The organism is Mucispirillum schaedleri ASF457 (genome assembly GCF_000487995.2).
GTDB classification, from domain to species: domain Bacteria; phylum Chrysiogenota; class Deferribacteres; order Deferribacterales; family Mucispirillaceae; genus Mucispirillum; species Mucispirillum schaedleri.
On record NZ_CP097562.1, the window covers coordinates 2,319,769 to 2,339,956 of the forward strand.

General features: G+C 31.2%; 17 protein-coding genes and 1 pseudogene. 7 read left to right on the forward strand and 11 right to left on the reverse strand.

From position 1 onward, the window contains the following. Positions 1–3: 3 nt before the first annotated feature. The 3 genes and pseudogenes from N508_RS10775 (at position 4) to N508_RS10790 (ending at position 3,763) form a co-directional block, all read left to right on the forward strand. Positions 4–1,641: a hypothetical protein gene (locus N508_RS10775; protein ID WP_076654236.1), complete on the forward strand. Its 1,638-nt coding sequence runs from the start codon at positions 4–6 to the stop codon at positions 1,639–1,641. A gap of 72 nt (positions 1,642–1,713) precedes the next feature. Next, positions 1,714–2,653 (forward strand): annotated as a pseudogene (locus N508_RS10785) (DDE-type integrase/transposase/recombinase). Positions 2,654–2,794: 141 nt separating this feature from the next. Next, on the forward strand, positions 2,795–3,763 hold the full coding sequence (locus N508_RS10790) for a hypothetical protein (protein ID WP_023276915.1): 969 nt from the start codon (positions 2,795–2,797) through the stop codon (positions 3,761–3,763). A 10-nt stretch (positions 3,764–3,773) separates the two neighbouring features. Here the strand turns inward: N508_RS10790 and N508_RS10795 are convergent, their stop codons facing one another. The 5 genes from N508_RS10795 to N508_RS10815 are packed head-to-tail and all read right to left on the reverse strand — an operon-like array spanning position 3,774 to position 7,671. Beyond that, entirely contained in the window at positions 3,774–4,712 is a 939-nt protein-coding gene (locus N508_RS10795; protein WP_023276916.1) for a hypothetical protein, read from the reverse strand. Next, the gene (locus N508_RS10800) at positions 4,699–5,391 is read right to left on the reverse strand and encodes a hypothetical protein (protein WP_023276917.1); all 693 of its coding nucleotides are present in this window, start codon (positions 5,389–5,391) and stop codon (positions 4,699–4,701) included. Before N508_RS10800 ends, N508_RS10795 begins: the two co-directional genes overlap by 14 nt. Next, entirely contained in the window at positions 5,388–6,404 is a 1,017-nt protein-coding gene (locus tag N508_RS10805; protein ID WP_023276918.1) for an MlaD family protein, read from the reverse strand. Before N508_RS10805 ends, N508_RS10800 begins: the two co-directional genes overlap by 4 nt. Beyond that, positions 6,377–6,892, reverse strand: coding sequence for a P-loop NTPase family protein (locus tag N508_RS10810; protein ID WP_023276919.1), 516 nt, complete (start codon positions 6,890–6,892; stop codon positions 6,377–6,379). The genes N508_RS10805 and N508_RS10810 overlap by 28 nt, the downstream gene beginning before the upstream one ends. Beyond that, on the reverse strand, positions 6,889–7,671 hold the full coding sequence (locus tag N508_RS10815; protein ID WP_023276920.1) for an ABC transporter permease: 783 nt from the start codon (positions 7,669–7,671) through the stop codon (positions 6,889–6,891). Before N508_RS10815 ends, N508_RS10810 begins: the two co-directional genes overlap by 4 nt. A gap of 226 nt (positions 7,672–7,897) precedes the next feature. Here N508_RS10815 and nifJ point away from each other — a divergent pair, with 226 nt between their 5' ends. Next, positions 7,898–11,470: a pyruvate:ferredoxin (flavodoxin) oxidoreductase gene (gene nifJ, locus N508_RS10820; RefSeq protein WP_023276921.1), complete on the forward strand. Its 3,573-nt coding sequence runs from the start codon at positions 7,898–7,900 to the stop codon at positions 11,468–11,470. Between the two features lie 75 nt (positions 11,471–11,545). Here the strand turns inward: nifJ and N508_RS10825 are convergent, their stop codons facing one another. Genes N508_RS10825 through N508_RS10850 form a run of 6 tightly spaced genes read right to left on the reverse strand, consistent with a single transcriptional unit; the run spans position 11,546 to position 17,126 of the window. Next, complete coding sequence (locus N508_RS10825) at positions 11,546–12,349, reverse strand: alpha/beta fold hydrolase (RefSeq protein ID WP_023276922.1); 804 nt, start codon at positions 12,347–12,349, stop codon at positions 11,546–11,548. 59 nt (positions 12,350–12,408) lie between these two features. Further along, positions 12,409–13,380, reverse strand: a complete 972-nt coding sequence (gene hemB / locus N508_RS10830) for a porphobilinogen synthase (protein WP_040637423.1) — start codon at positions 13,378–13,380, stop codon at positions 12,409–12,411. A 12-nt stretch (positions 13,381–13,392) separates the two neighbouring features. Then, positions 13,393–14,097, reverse strand: a complete 705-nt coding sequence (locus tag N508_RS10835) for a uroporphyrinogen-III synthase (RefSeq protein WP_023276924.1) — start codon at positions 14,095–14,097, stop codon at positions 13,393–13,395. Positions 14,098–14,103: 6 nt separating this feature from the next. Beyond that, positions 14,104–15,027, reverse strand: coding sequence for a hydroxymethylbilane synthase (hemC, locus tag N508_RS10840; protein ID WP_023276925.1), 924 nt, complete (start codon positions 15,025–15,027; stop codon positions 14,104–14,106). Positions 15,028–15,038: 11 nt separating this feature from the next. Beyond that, entirely contained in the window at positions 15,039–16,328 is a 1,290-nt protein-coding gene (hemA, locus tag N508_RS10845) for a glutamyl-tRNA reductase (protein WP_023276926.1), read from the reverse strand. Between the two features lie 6 nt (positions 16,329–16,334). Beyond that, positions 16,335–17,126 carry a cytochrome C assembly family protein gene (locus tag N508_RS10850; protein ID WP_023276927.1) on the reverse strand — a complete coding sequence of 264 codons (792 nt, stop codon included), beginning with the start codon at positions 17,124–17,126 and terminating at the stop codon, positions 16,335–16,337. A 216-nt stretch (positions 17,127–17,342) separates the two neighbouring features. On the opposite strand from N508_RS10850, the gene N508_RS10855 reads away from it, so the two are divergent. The 3 genes from N508_RS10855 to N508_RS10865 all read left to right on the forward strand — a co-directional run bounded on the left by N508_RS10855 (position 17,343) and on the right by N508_RS10865 (position 20,169). Continuing rightward, positions 17,343–18,713 (forward strand): MATE family efflux transporter, encoded by a 1,371-nt coding sequence (locus N508_RS10855; protein WP_023276928.1) that lies wholly within the window; start codon positions 17,343–17,345, stop codon positions 18,711–18,713. A 3-nt stretch (positions 18,714–18,716) separates the two neighbouring features. Further along, positions 18,717–19,229 (forward strand): hypothetical protein, encoded by a 513-nt coding sequence (locus N508_RS10860; RefSeq protein WP_023276929.1) that lies wholly within the window; start codon positions 18,717–18,719, stop codon positions 19,227–19,229. Between the two features lie 79 nt (positions 19,230–19,308). Next, positions 19,309–20,169 carry a DUF2156 domain-containing protein gene (locus tag N508_RS10865; RefSeq protein WP_023276930.1) on the forward strand — a complete coding sequence of 287 codons (861 nt, stop codon included), beginning with the start codon at positions 19,309–19,311 and terminating at the stop codon, positions 20,167–20,169. The last annotated feature ends 19 nt before the right edge of the window (positions 20,170–20,188 follow it).

A 20,188-nucleotide genomic window follows, 5' to 3' on the forward strand; every position in this document is an offset into this window, starting at 1 on the left:
GATATGAGCAGCCAAGAAAATAATCATCAGAATGATAATCAGTTATTAATAGATTTTATAAAAGATACATATACGATAGAATCTAATAAACATTTTTTTGTTTTAATTCCATATTTAATTGATTGTATAACAGGTTATGAGGGAAGATTTAAACAAAGTTTATCTGCAAATAAAATAGGGTTATTATCAGCATCAGAACAAAATACTCAAACTTCATACAAACAAACAGAGAATTCTAGTATTGAATATATAGATAAAGATAACATACTAAATATAGATAAATATAATGCTTTTAACAGGATGAATAAATCATTGTATCGTTTTAAAATAACAGATACTGCAAAAATATATACTTTTTTATCAGAGCTTGTATGTGAGTATAAAAAAACCTTTAGTAGATTAATAGCAAATCAAAAAGATTATGCATATTTATATACTTTACTTAAAAACATTAAAGAAACTGACTATTCATTTTATATACCATTATTATCATTATATTACTTTGACAATAGAGTTTTAAACCAATATCATGACGGTCGTAAGTTTTTAAATTTATATATACAAACATATAATTCATTAGATGTATTTAAATCTCGTAAATATGAAAATATTTATAATGATAACCATTTTTTTATGTGGTTTTACATAAGATATTATCTTAATAGAACAATTCCAGACAGTAGTCTTAAGAAATTAAACGAACAATCAAAGTATAAATTAATAGATAATATATTTCACTATTATCCACGAATAAAAGAGTCTGCACTACTTGGAATATGTAATAAAAGTAAACTGCATGAAAATAAAGATAAAGTTATGTTTAATGCATGTATAGATATATTTCAGGTTTTAAATTTTTCATTTTCTGATTTATGTGTTGGAACTAATTTAACTTTAGGTATGTATAAAAACAAAGAAGTAACATGTTATTCCATAATGTGCGATACTTACGGTCAGCAGGTTGATACTTTAGCTAAGACTATAACATTTTCAGAAAACATAAAAATTAATTTATTAACAATTTCAGATACAGGCGGCACAAAGCAGGAAGAAGAAAATGAGATATTAGACTGCAATGGTATAGATACAATATTAAAGCTTTTTAAAGATTATATTGTAAGTAAAGTAAAGCCAGTGTTAGATAAAGATTGGCAGGGTTATATAGATGAATTAGATATAACAAATATATTTTCAACAATTAATCCTAATTTTTATTCATTTAAAATGGGAGTGAAAAAGTACGACAATACATATTATGAAAATAGGGTTGTATTATTATTTGTTAAATTAAATAACATTATCCAAATGCGTTTTGATGATATATTAGAAAGTGGAGCAAAAATATTTTTTGTATTTTATGGTTATAATGAAGCAGATGATAAGAATTATATTAGTAAGCATGGGAAAGAACCAAACTATACAATAAATTTTTCAGGAATGAGAAATGATAATGTAAGGTTTATATATTATGATGAAGAAGATAATAAATTTACTTTATTATCTGGGGAACTTAAAGAAACTGGAAATAATGGAGATAATAATATATATTTTTTTGAAAGTTCTGATTTTTCAGCACAATTTAGTTTAGTTTCCAGTTATCTAAAATTTTGTAAGATTATAAGACATATGTTACAAAAATAAGTACAAAAAAATACCTCTTAGTATATAGTATAAAATTAAGCAAAAAACTAAACTAAACTAAGAGGTATCACAATGAATAAAGTGATAATAACAGAAGAAATGCGATTTCGTCAACGGTTATGTGAGTATGCATTAAAAAAAAGGAGCAACGAAAGCAGCCCGCAAATATCAAGTGAACCGTATGTTTGTATACAGGCATTTAAAGAAATATGATGGAACAGTTCAGAGTTTATCTTTTAAAAGTCGTAGACCAAGAAACAGTCCAAATAAGCATAGTAAGGAATAGCTTGATTTAATATTTAACACATATGCCGAGCATGGTTTGTATGGTAATGCGGAGGTATATGTCAGACTTCTAAAAATTGGTTATAATCGTAGTTTTGGCAGTATGTGTATGCAGATAATGAAGAAATGCTTAAAGTCATTAAACAAGGCAAAAAAGAGCTATACAAGATATGAACCAATAACAGGTCAGTATATATGCGACAAGGTTCAGATAGATATAAAATATGTTCCACAGGAATGTATAATGTTTTCCAGCTATGGTAAAAAATATTATCAGATAACAGCGATAGATGAATACAGCAGAATGAGAGTATTAGAAATAGTAGAAGAAAAAAGCACATTTGAAACAGGTAAGTTTTTAGACGAACTGGAAAGTAAATTTGGCTTTCCACTAAAAACAATTCAAGTGGATAATGGCTATGAGTTTGTAAATGATAAGGAAGTTACAAACAAGAAAAGCTATTTTGAAGAGACAGCTGAAAAGAAAGGATATACTGTTAAACGAATAAGACCTTATTCACCTTGGCAGAATGGAAAGGTGGAAAGAAGTCATAGAGAGGATGGAAAAATTTTATATGCAAATAATAAATTCTATTCCAAAGATGAATTAATTAAGGCTCTTAAACAGCATGAAGATAGATATAATAATACTGCTAAAACATGCTTAAATTTTAAATCTCCATATGAGATTGTTATTGAAAATAAATTATTGCTTGATTTATATTAATTTAAGATTTATTTTTTACTAAAAGTGTAACATTTGTCCTGTTAGTTAAGATTAAAAAATAAATATTTTAATATTGTTTATTTTTATTCTATATTATATATAGTCAAGATAAATGATTATAATGTTAATGAGGAATAATATATGCAGTTATGTGCAGAATGCAGAAGAATAATTAAACTATGGTTTTTATTTGCAATTATATTGTATGTGACATCAAATGGATATAATATACCTGCATCACTTTTTATGCTTCTTGCAGGCACTGCTCTTTTTGCTTCTCTTGGCTTCTGGGCAGCAGTTATTGAAGTGTTTACTATATTTTTGCCTGTGCTTGTATTATATTTTATAACAGATAATATTTATGCACTATATCTTATACCGCTTACTAATATTCTTTTAATTATGGCTTACAGGGCAGGCAGACTTCCTGCGGCAGTTTTTTCTTATGTATATATTATTTTCTGGTCTTATTTAACTTATATATCATATAATTCACCTGTAGATTATGCAGTTATATTAATATGTATTTTAAATATGTTAATCCATATTAAAGGTCTTTTTATAAAAGCAGAAGAAGCTGTTAACTGGCTGTTTATTGCAGAAAATAGTGATGAAACTGCTTTAAAGATATTATCTGCTTTAAAAGAAGGGCTTTATGATATAAAAGGGGAGATTACTGTATTAGATAATATAGAAAAGGCAGGAAATAATATTGTAATATATGCAGAAACAAAGTCTGCATCATTAAATATGGAATTTATTTATAAACTATATAAAAATCTGCCAAAATGCAAAAATGGTAAGGCATATATAATATATAAAGCCACATTTTTCCCTGAAATGGCATATATTCCTTTATGGATAATGCTTTATCTGCATGGTTATAAAGTTATGGGCAGAGCATACTATATAGAAGGGATTGCAGAAATAAAAACTGCTAATATATATTTTGCAGCACAAAAAGAAATGATGAAAGTAATATCAAAAGGAATGTATGATATGGCTGATGGCTTTAAATCTGCACTGCCTTTATATATACATCTTCTGCCATTTGCTTTAATAAGCTCATTATTTCATTTTATAAAATATAAAAATAAAGCAGAAATATAAAAAGCAGTATTTAGCTGCTTATAGGTGGTTCCTGCTGGTCATATTTATAGTCGCAGTTAAAATCTCTTGTGCCAAATTCGCTGATAGAAAATCGGCATTGTTTATTTTCCTGATAAATCATAGTTATTTTAGCTCTATTATCTATTGGTCTTGTGCTGTTTATAAAATCAGAAATGTCAATAGTAACATATCCGTATTTATAATGATAGAAATTTAATGTGCCATTATCACTGTAAAAATCAAACCTGTATTGTGTTTCTTCTTTAGGCATATCAAGCCTTAAAATAACAGTTTTAGGCACGGATGGGTCTTCTGATGTAATATGATCAGTGTTGTAAGTGGCATCTTTTATAACAAGTCCAAATATTGTTATATTATCACTGCCGGTGCTTTCATTTATTTTTACATTTATGTCTTTTGCTTCTAGTTCATAATTAATCTTTTTTGTGCCGTCTATACCTTTATAGTTAGCTAATATTTTTTGTTTTGATGCTGTATTTTGGTAGTCTATAATAACATTTCTTGGGGAGCTGTCTAAATTATCATTTAAGCAGTAGTTAAAGTAGTTTATAAAACATTCAAAAGTATAATTATCAGGATTTGGGATAGACCTGACAGGTTTTGAGTTATATTCTCTCCAGCCTGTGCTTGCAGGACATACAGAAAGATTGTCATACATATAAGTAGTATTATTATCTAAAAAAATAGGTGGAATAAGAGCAGTAATGCTTGTTCTGTATAATTTTTTTGCTGTATTTATACCATCTACTACTTTTTTTGCCATAGCTTCTGCATCAGTATATCCATTATAATATGCATGGTTAGTCTGACCTTTGTATCTTGAATAATATCCAAACCAGTTTTCGTATTCAGTGCTGTATTCTTCGCTGCCGCATGAAATAAATGTAAAAGAAAAAATAACTACTGTTATAATCTTAATACTTTTCATTAAGTGCCTGTTCTAAAATTTTTAGTCTCTGAACAGCTGTATCATCAGGAAGCCCCATACTTCTTAATGCATTTAGCCGTATTCTTTCGTTTTTTACAAGATTTAAGGTCCATGCTTCTTTACTGTCTATGACAGATGCTTTATCAATCAGTTTAATAGCATATTCTGGGTCTTTATCTACAATATAATTTGCTGCCTGCCTGAAAGCATAGCTTTTAAGTCTTTCACTTGATGATGAGCTGTTTGCAATCTTTAATAAATAAGAAATATCGCCTGTTGCATAAAATTTAGCCATAGTGTCATAAGGATATGGCAGTGTTTTTATATCATAATCATTATGGCTTAAAAAGTTTATAATATTTAATTCTTCCTGACATTTACCAAGTGCAGCAAAAGCTCTTGCATCTTCTAAAAGAGGCAGGCTTTCTTCTGGGTCTGCTGTAACAATAACTATGGCTGTGCGAGCCATATTGCAGAAGCTGCCCATATCTCTAAATTTTGCAACTGCACGGTTATAAGTGTATGATGCCATACGCTCTCTGCCCTGCAGCTGATAATCTACAGCTCTTTCTACAAGTGTCATACCAAGAAGCATATCATCTCTTTCAGTTTTACTTGCACAGGCTGTAATTATAATACATAAACAAACAGCCAGTATTATTTTAAACTTATTTATCATTTTAAAGGAACTTTCTCCGGTGTTTTTTCATTGCCAATACTTATAGGCCATGTGTTTTGTATTTTTAATATTAATTCGTTACCACTTTCAACAATAGATTGTATTTCACTTCTTAATTCATCTAAGTTTTCTGTGCCGTCTGCTGCATTTTGTGAGGCACGCTCTAAGTTTGCAGCTATCTGGTCAAGCCGTGCAACAATAGGGGCAATAATACGAACCATATTCTGAACTTCACTTACCACTTCACTTGTGCCTGCAACAATAGGCTCAGAATGTTCGTCAAATATTTCAAGAGAGCGTTTTAATGTAACACTTCCGCTTTCTACATTATGAGCCATACGGACAGCAGATTCAGTGAAACTTCTTAAATCCTGCAAAAAGTTTGAGATTTCATTCTGCACAACATCAGAGCGTAAATATCCAAGAGAGCCTTCTTTATTTGCAATATCTGAGCCAAGAGAGCCAAGACCACGCATAAGTTTATTAAAGTCGCCATCTTTATCAGCAAATCTGATTAAGATAGTATTAACACTTGCAATAATTTCTTTTAAATCAGCAACAACAGGTGTTACCTGCTCTATAATGCCCTGCAGTCCTTGGTCTCTTTTAAGACTGAAAATGCTTCCAGTTTCAATATTTGGAGCTTCGCTTTGCAGGTTTGTTTTTACATCAATATAACTGCTGCCTATAATATTTTGCAGACTTAAAGAAAATACAGAATCCTGCCTAATCCATTTAACATATTTTGCAGGTATACCAATCTGCATAATAACTCTGCCGTCATCCTGTAATGCTAAATCATTAACTCTTGCTATTTGAAAACCTGCATATTTCACAGGCATACCTTTTGCAAGATTTTCACCAGTATCTGTATATACATTTATATGAACTTTTGTTGTGAAAATATCACGGCTTATACCTATGGCAATAACAAGCACTATGATTATAATGACAGCAATAACAACAAAAAGTCCTACTTTTATTTCTAAATTTTTAAAACGAGGGTCTGCCATGAGTTATATGGTATCTCCTTAAATTCTAAGTTTTTATATTCATCAAAATATCTGTAATTTTCTACCACTGTTACATCTGCACTATTAATATCTTTTATAAAATGTATAAATGGTGAATAGTCATCAGTTAAAAGCATTCTGTGCGGCAGAAAAAAAAATATATGCTTTGGCTTTCTAATAGAAGCCCGCAGATATTTTACTATTAAAAGCTCAAATTCATTTAATTTTTTAGGCTTATAATACATAGCATGAGCCATATTGTATTTTTTAAGCATATTTAATACTATATTTTCAGCATCTTTTTGTTTTACATTTTCAAAATACTGCAAAGGCAGTGAAATATTTTCATATATAGAAAGCATTGCAAGTAATGGAATATTGTAAGAAACAATGCTTACATTACTCCATATAGTTTTCTTTATTAATTCACTTTGCATTGTATCAGCTAAATAGTTAGCTTTTAGTGTTACAAGGTTTTTATTTATCATATAAAAACTTCCCCTAAAATAATGATGATAATAAAGGTAAAAAATATACCAATCATAGAGCTCATCATTCCTTGAATAAGGGCTGTTTGTGAGTTTTGCATTTTTTGTGCTATATATATAGGGATAGATGCAGCAATAAACCCTATTAATACAGTTTTAAAAGCGAAAGTTGCTACATCTGACATAGAGATAGTAGAAACAATTTGGCTTAAAACATAATCAAGCGAAGTGTTTGACTGAAAACTTAATAATGTATAACCGCCAATAATAGCAAGTGTAGAAAAATATATTGAAAGCACAACCATAGATACTACACTTGCAAGAACCCGTGGAAAATATAAATATATGTAAGGGTCAATATTCATAGCTTCTAACGCTTTTATTTCTCTGTTATATTTCATCATACCCACATCAACAAGCAGGGTGGTAGATGTTCTTAATATAATAAGTATACCACTTATTAACGGCCCTGTAATGCGTATAATAACTGTTGTTAATATAGGTCCAATATTAGGTGCAGCATCAAGAGCAATAAGGACTTTTGTAATAGTTCCAACAAACGTCATTCCTAACAGCAGAGCCGTAATAGTCATAATAACAATAAGCTCAAAGCCAGAAAAATATATTTGTTTAATTAAAGCCTTCTGCACTGCTGGCGAATAAGCATATTTGCTGAAAATTCCCCTTGAAGACACCTGCAAACAAAAAAGACTGTGGCCTTTAAAAAAACTTCCAACAGTAATAACATTTGAGCCTATTTTATATAATAGTTTATACATACTAACATAATACACTTTTTTTTGTTTAATATCAATATATTTTAAGAAATAATATGATTTTTGTAAAATCTAAAAAAATTCAAATGCTTGACTAGAATATTCTTATATGATAATCTACCAGAGTTTAAAAAAGGCACTTTTTTGTTTGACTAAAAGCCTTTTTATTAGTAAAAGAAAACATAAAAATAAATTGTGCTAAAATCGCATAAGTTTAAGTGGAGGAAGCATGGAACGCAAAAAAACTATTATGGATGGTAATATGGCAGCAGCTCATGTGGCACATGCTGTAAATGAGGTAATAGCTATTTATCCTATTACTCCATCATCAGTTATGGGAGAAATATCTGATGAAAAAAGTGCAAAAGGTCAGGTTAATATATGGGGCTCTGTCCCGTATGTTGTAGAGTTGCAGTCAGAAGGCGGTGCAGCAGGAACGGTGCATGGCTCATTAACTGCTGGTGCTTTAACTACTACATTTACAGCATCTCAAGGTCTTTTATTAATGATACCTAATATGTATAAAATAGCAGGGGAGCTTACACCTACTGTTTTTCATGTTAGTGCAAGAGCATTGGCTGTGCAAGGTCTTTCTATTTTTGGCGACCATTCAGATGTTATGGCATGCCGTGCCTGTGGCTGGGCTATGCTTGCTTCTAATAATCCGCAGGAAGTTATGGATATGGCATTGATTGCTCAGGCAGCTGCTCTTAAAAGCCGTATTCCATTTCTACATTTCTTTGATGGTTTTAGAACATCTCATGAACTTTCTGTTGTGGAAGAATTAACTTTTGATGATATGCATTATATGGTTAATGATGAGCTTGTAAGAGAGCATAGGAAAAGAAGCCTTACCCCTGATAAGCCGACTATTAAAGGCACTTCTCAAAATCCAGATGTATATTTCCAAGGCAGAGAAACAGTTAATAAATATATGGATAATGTTGGTGCTGTCATGCAGAGCGAAATGGATAAATTTGCAGCTTTGACAGGCAGACAGTATCATTTAGTAGATTATTATGGGGCAGAAGATGCTAAAAGTGTTATTGTTGCAATGGGCTCTGCATGTGATGTTATAGAAGAAACTATTGACTATCTTAATGCAAATGGAGAAAAACTTGGTGTTGTTAAAATACATTTATTTCAGCCATTTCCAGTGAAAGCTTTTGTTGATGCTCTTCCTAAAACTGTTGAAAATATTGCAGTGCTTGATAGAACTAAAGAGCCGGGGGCTGTTGGCGAGCCACTTTATTTAACTGTCCGCACAGCAATAGGTGAAGCAATGGCTGCAAAAATTACTAATTTAGAAAAATATCCACGAATTCTTGGAGGCAGATTTGGTCTTGGCTCAAAAGATTTTACACCGGCTATGGTTAAAGCAGTGTATGAAAATGCAGCATCAGAAAGTCCAGTTTTTGGTTTTACTGTTGGTATTGAAGATGATGTTACTCATAAATCATTAAAATTTAATGCTTCATGGATTATCCCATCAGCAAGCTATAATGCTATGTTTTATGGACTTGGTTCTGACGGCACAGTTGGTGCAAATAAAAATACTGCAAAAATTATTTTTGCAGAAACTGATAAAAACTCTCAGGCTTATTTTGTATATGATTCTAAGAAAGCAGGCTCTATGACTATAAGTCATGTTCGGTTTGGTGCAGAGCAGATAAAAAGCTCGTATCTAATTCAGGAAGCAGATTTTATTGGCTGTCATAATTTCAGCTTTTTAGAAAGATATAATTTACTTTCACCATTAAAAAAAGGCGGTGTATTTCTGCTTAACAGCCAATACAGCAAAGATGAAGTGTGGAACAAACTGCCAGCACTTGTTCAAAAATCAATAAAAGAAAAAGAAGCAGAATTTTATGTTGTTGATGCAGTTAAAGTTGCTCAGGAACTTGGGCTTGGCTCTCGTATAAATATTATATTACAGTCAGCATTTTTTGCTATATCTAATATTATACCAAAAGATAAAGCACTTAATGCTATTAAGGGAACTATACAAAAAACTTACGGTAAATATGGCGAAGAAACTGTTGCTAAAAATAATGCTGCGGCAGATGCAGGTTTTGAAAGACTTTATAAAGTAGATTATACTTCTTTAAAAGATGAAAGTGCTTTGCATACATTAATTAATGGCTGTTTAACAGATAAAAAAGCAAGCAGTTTTGTAAAAGAAGTAACAAGTGTATTAGTCGCAGAAGAAGGGGATAAAATAAAAGTATCTCAAATGCCTGTTGATGGCACATGGCCAACTGGCACTGCCCGTTTTGAAAAAAGAAATATTGCTGTCAATATTCCAGTTTGGGACCCTGATGTATGTATACAGTGCGGAATATGTTCATTTGTATGTCCACATTCTGCCATCCGTATGAAATATTATGATAAAGAGCTGCTTAAAAATGCTCCAGCATCATTTAAACATACTGATGCAAAAGGTAAAGAGTTTGCAGGATATACAGCAACAGTGCAGGTTGCTCCAGAAGACTGCACAGGCTGCACTACATGTGTAATGAACTGTCCTGCTGTTAATAAAGCAGACACAGGAAGAAAAGCTATTAATATGGAGCCGCAAACTCCATTAAGAGTGCAGGAAGTAGAAAACTTTGAATTTTTTGAGTCTATCCCTGAACTTGCTGTTGAAAAATATAATAAATTAACAGTTAAGGGCAGCCAGCTTGCCCCCCATTTATTTGAATTTTCTGGTGCATGTGCAGGCTGCGGAGAAACACCTTACATTAAGCTTTTAACTCAGCTTTTTGGCGACAGGCTCTTAATAGCAAATGCAACAGGATGTTCATCAATTTATGGTGGCAACCTGCCAACTACTCCATACTGCACTCGCAGCGACGGCAAGGGTCCTGCATGGAGTAACTCATTATTTGAAGATAATGCAGAGTTTGGTTTTGGTATGCGTTTAGCTGTAGATTACTTTAAAGATAAAGCTGCATCTTATTTAAATGCTAATAAAAATATTGCTGATGCTGCTCTTATTGATGATATACTTGCAAATATTAATACTTCTGACCAGCAGGAAATAGAAAAACAGCGTGTGAGAATAGAAAAGCTAAAAGAAGCAGTTAGATCATCTAATATTGCAGAAAAAGACGACTTTTTAAGTATTGCTGATTACTTAACACCAAAATCAGTATGGGTATTAGGTGGTGATGGCTGGGCTTATGATATAGGCTATGGCGGTTTAGACCATGTTCTTGCAAGCGGTGAAAATATTAATGTGCTTGTGCTTGATACAGAAGTATATTCTAATACAGGTGGTCAGGCTTCTAAATCTACTCCACTTGGTGCTTCTGCAAAATTTGCTACAAGCGGCAAAGTTAGAGAGAAAAAAGATTTGGCAATGATAGCTATGACTTATGGCAGTATATATGTTGCAAAAGTTTCTCTTTCAAACCCTTTACAGTGTATAAAAGCATTTGTTGAAGCAGAGCGTTATAATGGACCTTCTATTGTTATAGCTTATTCTCACTGTATAGCTCAAGGTATAGATATGACAAAAGGCTCATTAGAACAGAAAAAAGCAATAGATGCTGGTTACTGGACACTGCTGAGATTTAATCCAGACTTAATAGAAGAAGGTAAAAGTCCTCTTATTATTGATAGTAAAGAACCAGTCAGCGATTTATCTGGGTTTATGGATGGAGAAAACAGGTTCCGTTTAACTAAAAAAGCAGACCCAGAAAAATATAAAAAACTTGTAGATACAGCATCAGCCAAACTTAACCGCAGAAATAGAATAATGCGTGTTATGTCTGAACATTTAGCAGATAATAAAGAATAAAGTAAATTGGGGGATGTTTAAACATCCCCTTTTTTATGTGTAAATAAGCATATTATAGTTTTAACAGCAAAATTTTTACAGTGCATTTTTATTTTTCATAAATTTTTCTATTATATTATTTACTTCTTCATAATTATCTGCATTTGAGAAATGAGCAGCATTTTTTATAATATATAGATGACTTTTAATATCTTTTGCCCATTGTTTTGAATACAATAATACTTTGCCTGTATTATCATATTCCCCTGCAATTAGTATTACTGGGCACTTTATGGATATATCTTTATTTTCTATTATGAACTGTTTATAATACATATCTAGCTGTTTTATTATATCTGCTTTTGTATAATTTTGATATATATCTATCATTTTTTCATAAGAATATTTTGTTTTTGATATAGATTTTGCCATTGATTTTTTCAGCATATTTTCTGGAAAAAGTTTAGCAAAAAATGATATATGTTTTATTAGCCATATATCTAATTTAGAGTAATATTTATAATTCAAAGGTGTTGTATCAATTGCAATAAAGCCTGAAACCATATTATGATATTTGGCTGCAAAAAACTGACAGGTCCAGCCGCCCATAGACATTCCTGCAAGGGTTACATAATTAATATTTTCTTCTTTTAAAATATTATACATTATATCAGAATTATCATTATATGAAAAAAAATCACAGTTTTTTGATTTACCATGCAGTGGCATATCCCACAAGATAATATTAATTTTATCTTTAAAATATTCCACTTGTTTTTCAAACATTGAATAATCTGCTGTTAAGCCGTGAGCAAAGAGTAGAGTATTACTAAAATTTTCTTTTTTGCTTATATAATAATGAATGGTGTTTTTTTGATATTCTAATGTTTTATGCTGCATATTGTTAATAAAGATATAGAAAAAGCAGAGATAATATATTAATATCTCTGCTGTAATAATTATTTATTTAATTTTTTTGCTGCATCTTTTGCAAAATATGTAATGATTAAGTCGCTTCCTGCTCGTTTCATAGAAAGCAGTGTTTCCATAACAACTTTTTCTTCATCTATCCAGCCATTTTTAGCTGCTGCTTTTATCATGGCATATTCACCAGATACATTATATGATGCAACAGGAACAACACAGCTGTCTTTTACATCTCTAATAATATCAAGATATGCAAGTGCTGGTTTTACCATAATAATATCTGCACCTTCTTCTATATCTTGAAATGCTTCTTTCAATGCTTCCCGCCTGTTTGCTGGGTCCATTTGATATGTTTTTCTGCTGCCAAAAGCTGGAGTTGAATCAGCTGCATCTCTAAATGGTCCATAATAGCCAGAAGCATATTTAACTGCATAGCTCATTATTGGTATATTTTCAAAGCCGTTATCATCAAGCATTGTTCTAATTGCTGCAACTCTGCCATCCATCATATCACTTGGTGCAACCATATCTGCCCCAGCTTCTGCATGGGATAATGCTTCTCTTGCAAGCATATTAAGAGTGCTGTCATTATCCACATCACCATTTATTATATGTCCGCAGTGACCGTGGCTTGTATATTCGCACATACATACATCTGTAATAACATATAAATCTGTATAATCTTTTATAGCTTTTATGGCTTTCTGCACAATACCTTCACTGCCATAAGCACCGCTTCCTTCTTCATCTTTATGGTCTGGAATACCAAAAAGAATAACAGATTTAATGCCTAAATTTTCTGCTTCTTTTGCTTCCTTAATAACTTCATCTACACTTAAATTATATATTCCGGGCATTGACGGAACTTCATGTCTGATACTTTTTCCTTCGCATACAAATAATGGATAAATAAAATCATTTACTGAAAGAGTTGTTTCTTTTACCATACTTCTTATGTTTTTACTAGACCTTAGTCTTCTTGAACGGGTTATTGGAAACATAATATACTCCTTTTGTTATATTATTTCTACAATAGACTCCACAGTAAAATTTTCTGGATATCTGGATATAACACCCTGTTTATCAAGAAAAAGTGCTGTTGTTGTGCCTATGCTTACTATATCTAATAGAGATTTATCCCCATTAAACTGCCTTAAAAATGATTTTGCAGCACTTGGCGAGCAAAATGTAACTGTATCTATTTTATTATCAACAATAAAGCTGTCTAAATATCCTGCTGGATATTCTGCAAATGTGGTTTCATATACTGCAGGTGTAATTAATTCTGCACCCATTTCATTTATTTGCTCCACAGGCAGTTCTAGCCGTTTTTCTGCTCCCGGTGATAATATTCTGGCATTTTTTAAAGGTATGGAATAAATTATCTGCATAGCATTATTTAAGTCATAAACAGTAGGTGTGATATGGCTTGATATTCCTAAAAATACTTCCATTGCATGAGCTGTTTTTTCGCCAAGAGCAATATATGCTTTGCCATGAATATTATGATGATATGGAGCAAAATATTTTACAGCATTAGCACTTGTGAAAAATATAATTTCATATTCCCCGGGCTCAATTACAGGGCATAACTGCACTGTTTCAATCATCGGCAGTAAAAAAGGGTAGTGTCCTTTTGCTGATAATAGATTTACAAATGAGCCAGACTGTTCAAACTGCCTTGTAACAAGCACTCGTTTTGGGTTTTCAAAAATTTTCATAAAACTTTATGAATAAATTTCCTCTAATATTTTGTCGCCGCCTGCAGCAAGCACCATTTCTGCAAGTTCAATACCTGCCTGTTCAGGGTTGGATTTATCGCCTGTATATTCTTTTGCAATTTTTTTGCTTCCATCAAGGTTATATATAATACCTTTCACATATATTTTATCATCCTGCAGCACAGAATGGCAGCCAATAGGTATTTGACATCCACCTTGTAACCTGCGTAAAAATGCTCTTTCGCAACGAGCTCTTGTGTAACTGTCTTTATCACCTATAAAAGATAGTATTTCTTTTATTTCATCATCATCACTTCTTATTTCAATACCTAATATTCCCTGACATGATGCAGGAAGCATTTTTTCAATAGGCAGTATTTCTTTTATATTTTCTACTATTTCAAGCCTTTTAAGTCCTGCATAAGCAAGTATTATTGCATCATATATACCGTCATTTAATTTCTGCATGCGTGTCTGCACATTGCCTCTTAAATCAAGTACTTCCAAATCTGATCTTAATTCTAAAAGCTGACATTTTCTTCTTAATGATGAAGTGCCAACACGGGAACCTTGTGGCAAATCATCAAGAGAATTGTATTTGATAGATAAAAAAGCATCATTTGGTTCTTCGCATAAGGGACTTTCAAAAAGTTCCAATCCATCAGGCAGCTCCATTGGCACATCTTTCATACTATGAACTGCTAAATCTGCTTTTTTATCAAGAAGTGCTGTCTCTATTTCTTTTACAAAAAGCCCTTTGCCGCCTATTTTTGACAAAGGCACATCTAATATTTTATCGCCCATTGTTTTAATTATTTCAAGCCTGCATGATATATCTTTATGATGATTTTCTATTTTGTGTTTAATGTATTCTGCCTGCCATAAAGCAAGTTTTGAACCTCTTGTTGCGATAACTACTTCCTTTTTCATCTATATCTCCATTAATTATTTTTAAATATTATATTCATTGCTTCAGCTATAGAATATTTATCATTATCAGTTGCATGCTCTTTCAAATTCATAAAAGGCTTATGAAGTATTTTATTAAGGGTAGCTGTTAAAAGATAATTTAAATGTTCTATTTCTTTTTCATCAGTTATTTTAAACTTTTCGCAGTATTTTTGCAATTCTTCATTTCTTTTTTCTTCAAAGTAAGACCGAATATTTTTAATAACGGGTATAATTTTTAAAGATTCCATCTGCTCATCAAAGGCAAAGGCTGCATTGTGGACAATATCCCATGCTTTTTTAGCTTCTTTTTCTCTTTCTTTTTTATTTGCTTCTACAACACTTTTTAAATCGTCAATATCATATAAATATGTATTTTCTATTTCAGCACCTTTTGGGTCAATATCTCTAGGCACTGCAATATCTATAAAAAACATAGGACGGGAAGGGCGTTTTTTCATTGCATCTTTAATCATTTCAGCAGTAACCACAAAATCTGGAGAGCCGGTAGATGAAATAATAATATCTATTTCAGGAAGTTTTTGTGCAAATCTATCAAAAGTTACTGCATCCCCTGAAAATTCTTCTGCCAGCTTTAATGCTTTTTCAAAAGTTCTGTTTGTAACTATTATGGAGCCTATATTTGAGCCTACTAAGTGCCTTGCAGCAAGTTCGCACATTTCGCCAGCTCCAATTATCATAGCTTTTGCAAGTGATAAATCAGAGAATATTTTTTTAGCAAGTTCCACAGCAGCATAGCTTACTGATACAGGATTTTCTGATATTCCTGTAACAGTTCTTACTTTTTTAGCAGTTTTTAATGTAAACTCAAAAAGTTTGTTTAAAAAGCCACCCATACCGTTATTTTCTTTTGATATTTCAAAAGCATCTTTTATCTGTCCAAAGATTTGCGGCTCACCTAATACAAGGCTGTCAAGACCTGAGGCAACTGCAAAAAGATGAGTAACGGCTTCTTTTCCAGAAGCAAAGTATGTATATTTTGTTAAATCTTCCACAGAAAGATTGCAGTTTTGAGCAACAATATTTAATATTTCACATTTATCACATATAGGCGAATGAATATCACATTTATCACAAAGATAATTTTTTATAATAAAATAATATTCCACCCTGTTGCATGTAGATATTAAAAATAATTCCTGCACACTGTTTTCTGTAAGAAATTTTTTATAAAGGTCTTCCATTTCCTCTTTTTTTATAGCCATACGCTCTCTGACAGTTACAGGAGCAGAATTATGATTTAAACCTAGAACAACTAACATATTTCATTACCTCAGCATAAAGTTAGCAACGCCAACATAAGTTACTAATATTAAAATAAACCCAATAACTGTCCACTGAGCAGTCTGCTTTGGTGTCATAGGTTTGTGTTTTTTTAATATTATTAATGCTGCATATAAAAACCATGTTAGAATTGAGAATATTATTTTTTCAGATGATAAAATTTCTTCTAAATTATTCTGCAGCATCCACACAAATCCAAGTGCAGAGCCTATTGTAAATAAATAAAAGCCTGTCTGTAAAGATGTATTATTTATATTTGCAATAGTATCAAGGGCTGGAAATCTTTGAAAAATAAAACCAAAATTTTTCTTTTTCAGTTGAGCTTCCTGTATAAGATACATAAGCGATGCTGTAAAAGCTGCTACTAAAAATGTTGTGCCAAGCACAATAAAAGGCAGGTGAACATAACGCCATATAGAATCAATTACAGGGTATGATGGGCTTACATTTGGCGGGAAGCATATTGAAACAATAGAAGCTGCCACCATAAATGGAGAAATAAAAAGCCCTATAAGAGGTCTTTTATATTTTGCATAAAGTATAAAATATGTAATACCAAATGAAATACATACCATATTCATTACATCATATAATGTGGAAGTAGGGGCAGCACCAGTATTAAAATATCTTAAAGCCATATCAGCAATATTAAAAAGCAGTCCTGTACCAGTAAATATATTAAAAAGGCTGCGGACATTTTTATTGCCCCAAAGCAGAAAAAGGATTATATGAATGAATGCAATCATATAAAATATCAGAGAAATGTAGGATATCATAAAAACCCCTTAATCAATAATAAAAGAAGTATATTTGCAGTATACCATTCAAACCATATTATTTTTAGCAAAATAAATAAGTATTTATAATATTAACCTTATGATTTTTTAATACTTGAAATAAAGTATATATTACAAATTTAACAAAATTTCTACATATTAAAATAAAATATATATTTCTCTTTAAAATATTTTAATAATATGTTATTGCAGTGTATGATGTTACAAGAAAATAAGTCATTTGTTAAGAGAAAAATTGTCTATCCTGTAAAAAAATTAATGCCGCTTATGAAAGAAAGCTGGAAAATGAGCTGGCCTATTATTGTAATGATGGTATTTGAATTTATTATGTCTATGACAGATATATATATTGCAGGCAGGTTTGGTAAAGATGTAAAGGCTGCAACAGGTCTTGCAAGTCAGGTATACAGTTTTTTTATAATGACAGGTCATGCATTAACTATTGGTGCTGTATCAGTATTATCTCGTGTTTTTACATCAAAAGATAAAGAGAAGTTCCGCTCAGCTGTATTTACTTCTGTTTTATCTGCCTTTTTATTTGGTATAGTAATATGTATAATTGGCATAACATTTTCTTCCAAAATAGCCACAATATTAAATGCACCTGATGAAGTAAAATTGTATGCATCAGCATTAATAAAAATATATTTTCTTGGTATTATATTTCATATAACATTAATTAATATGAATGGTGTATTAAGGTCATGCAAGCGTGTAACTGTGACTATGGGAGTAATGATATTTGCTGCTGTATTAAATGTTATATTACTGCTTTATTTTTATAATTTTACAGATTTAGGATTTAAAGGAATAGCAGTTTCCACTACTATAAGCATAACATCTGCATCTATTATTAATATGGTTATAATATATAGAATAATTAAGAAAACATATACTTTTTCATTTCCTGTTTTAAAGCAGATATTATCTATTGGCTGGCCTGGTGGTATAGTATCTCTCAGTTGGCAGTTTGGCGGCACTGCTCTTTATGCAATTTTGGGTATGCTTTCATATAATTCTGTTGAGATTATGGCAGCTTATGCAACAGGGCTTAGGATAGAAAGTGCTATTTTTATGCCAGCTTTTGCATTTAATATGGCAAATGCTGTAATTGTTGGCAATTTAATGGGTGAGAAAAAATTTGATGAAGCATATAAAAGCGGCTTTACAACTGCATTTATTTCTATAGGAGTTATAACTATAATGATAGCTGTTGTGCTGCTTAATGCCCGCTCTATTGCAGAGTTTTTAGAGCCTAACCCACTTGTTGTGGACGAAATTATTAAATATATTTATATTTGTATGATTGCAGAGCCATTTATTGCATTAAACCTTGCTATGACTGGTGCATTAAATGGGGCAGGTGATACGAAAGCCACAATGTTTTATGCAATATTAAATGTATGGGTTTTAAGGCTGCCCCTTGCATATATTTTTGGTATAGCATTAGGGTTTCATGCAGCAGGTATATGGTGGGCTTTAAATTCTGGTTTCTTCCTGCATTCTGCACTATCTACACGACGATTTATAAGTAAAAAATGGCAAAAAATAGAGATAGGAAAATAAACAGTGGTTGTTTTAATAAATGGTGCATCATGCACAGGCAAAACATATTCAGCTTATAATCTAATGGAAAAATATAACTTTCCATATTTTTCAATAGACCATCTTAAAATGGGACTTATACGAAGTGGAAATACAAACCTTACCCCTTATGATGATTATAAACTAGAGATTTATTTATGGAATATTATAAAAGAAATTATTAAAACAGTCATAGAAAATAACCAAAATATCATAATAGAAGGTGCTTATATTCCTTTTGATTATAAAAAAGATTTTTCTAATGATTATTTAGATAAAATCAAATATATATGCCTTGCAATGAGTGAGAACTACATAAATAATAATTTTGATGTAATAATAGAAAAAGCTAATATTATTGAAAATAGGGGTAGGTTATTTTCTATTGATAAACAATTTCTAATAGATGAAAACAAAAGATATATAGATAACCATATAAAATATAATCTGCCATTACTTCTTATTGATACAGAATATACAGTTAATATTGATTTATGAAGTAAAAATTGTAGACAAATAATTTTTTATGCTGTATATGAAAACTCTAATTTAAATATTATAAAATGGTAACTATAAAATGGATTTTAAAGAATTAGAATATTCGCACAGAGCAATACTGGCACCAATACTTCGTTCAAAAAACTCATACCTTTCTGAATACAGTTTTACTAATGCATATTTATTCAGAAAACCACATAATTATCAAGTGGCAGAAAGTGATGACTGTATATTTCTGCATGGCATTACTTATGATAATAAAACATATATGATGCCAGTTTGTCCCCTTGATATTATACCACAAAAGAAATTAATTGAAATGGGAGAATTGGTTGATTTTTTCTTTCCTATACAGGAAGAGTGGTTGAAATTTTTTCCAGAAGATAAGTTTACTTATTCTTATCTTGATGGCGATTCTGATTATATATATTTGACAGAAAGGCTTGCTGCTTTTGCAGGCAGAAAACTTGCAAAAAAAAGAAACCTGTTAAAGCAGTATAATGAAGGGTATAAGACAGAAGACTTTGAGCTTACTCTAGAAAGATTTGATGATGCAAAGTATATTCTTGATATTTGGGAAAGAGATATAAATATGGCTGCAAACCATGGCTCAGATTATTATGAAACATTGGAAGCTCTTGAAAAAATCACAGAGTTTAATCTTAGAGGAATGATTTCTTATGCTGATAATAAACCATCTGGCTTTGTGCTTGGTGAAGAATTAAATGATGAAACATTTGCACTGCATTTTGCAAAAGGAATAAGGGAATATAAAGGGATATACCAGCATTTATATAATTCTTTCAGCATTAAATTAAACAGTAAATATAAATATATTAATTTTGAGCAGGATTTAGGAAAAGATACACTTCGTCAGGCAAAATCTACATATTATCCTGATGAAATGCGAAAAAAATATAGAGTAGCTTTAATTAAATAGGTTAAAAAAGGAGATAACA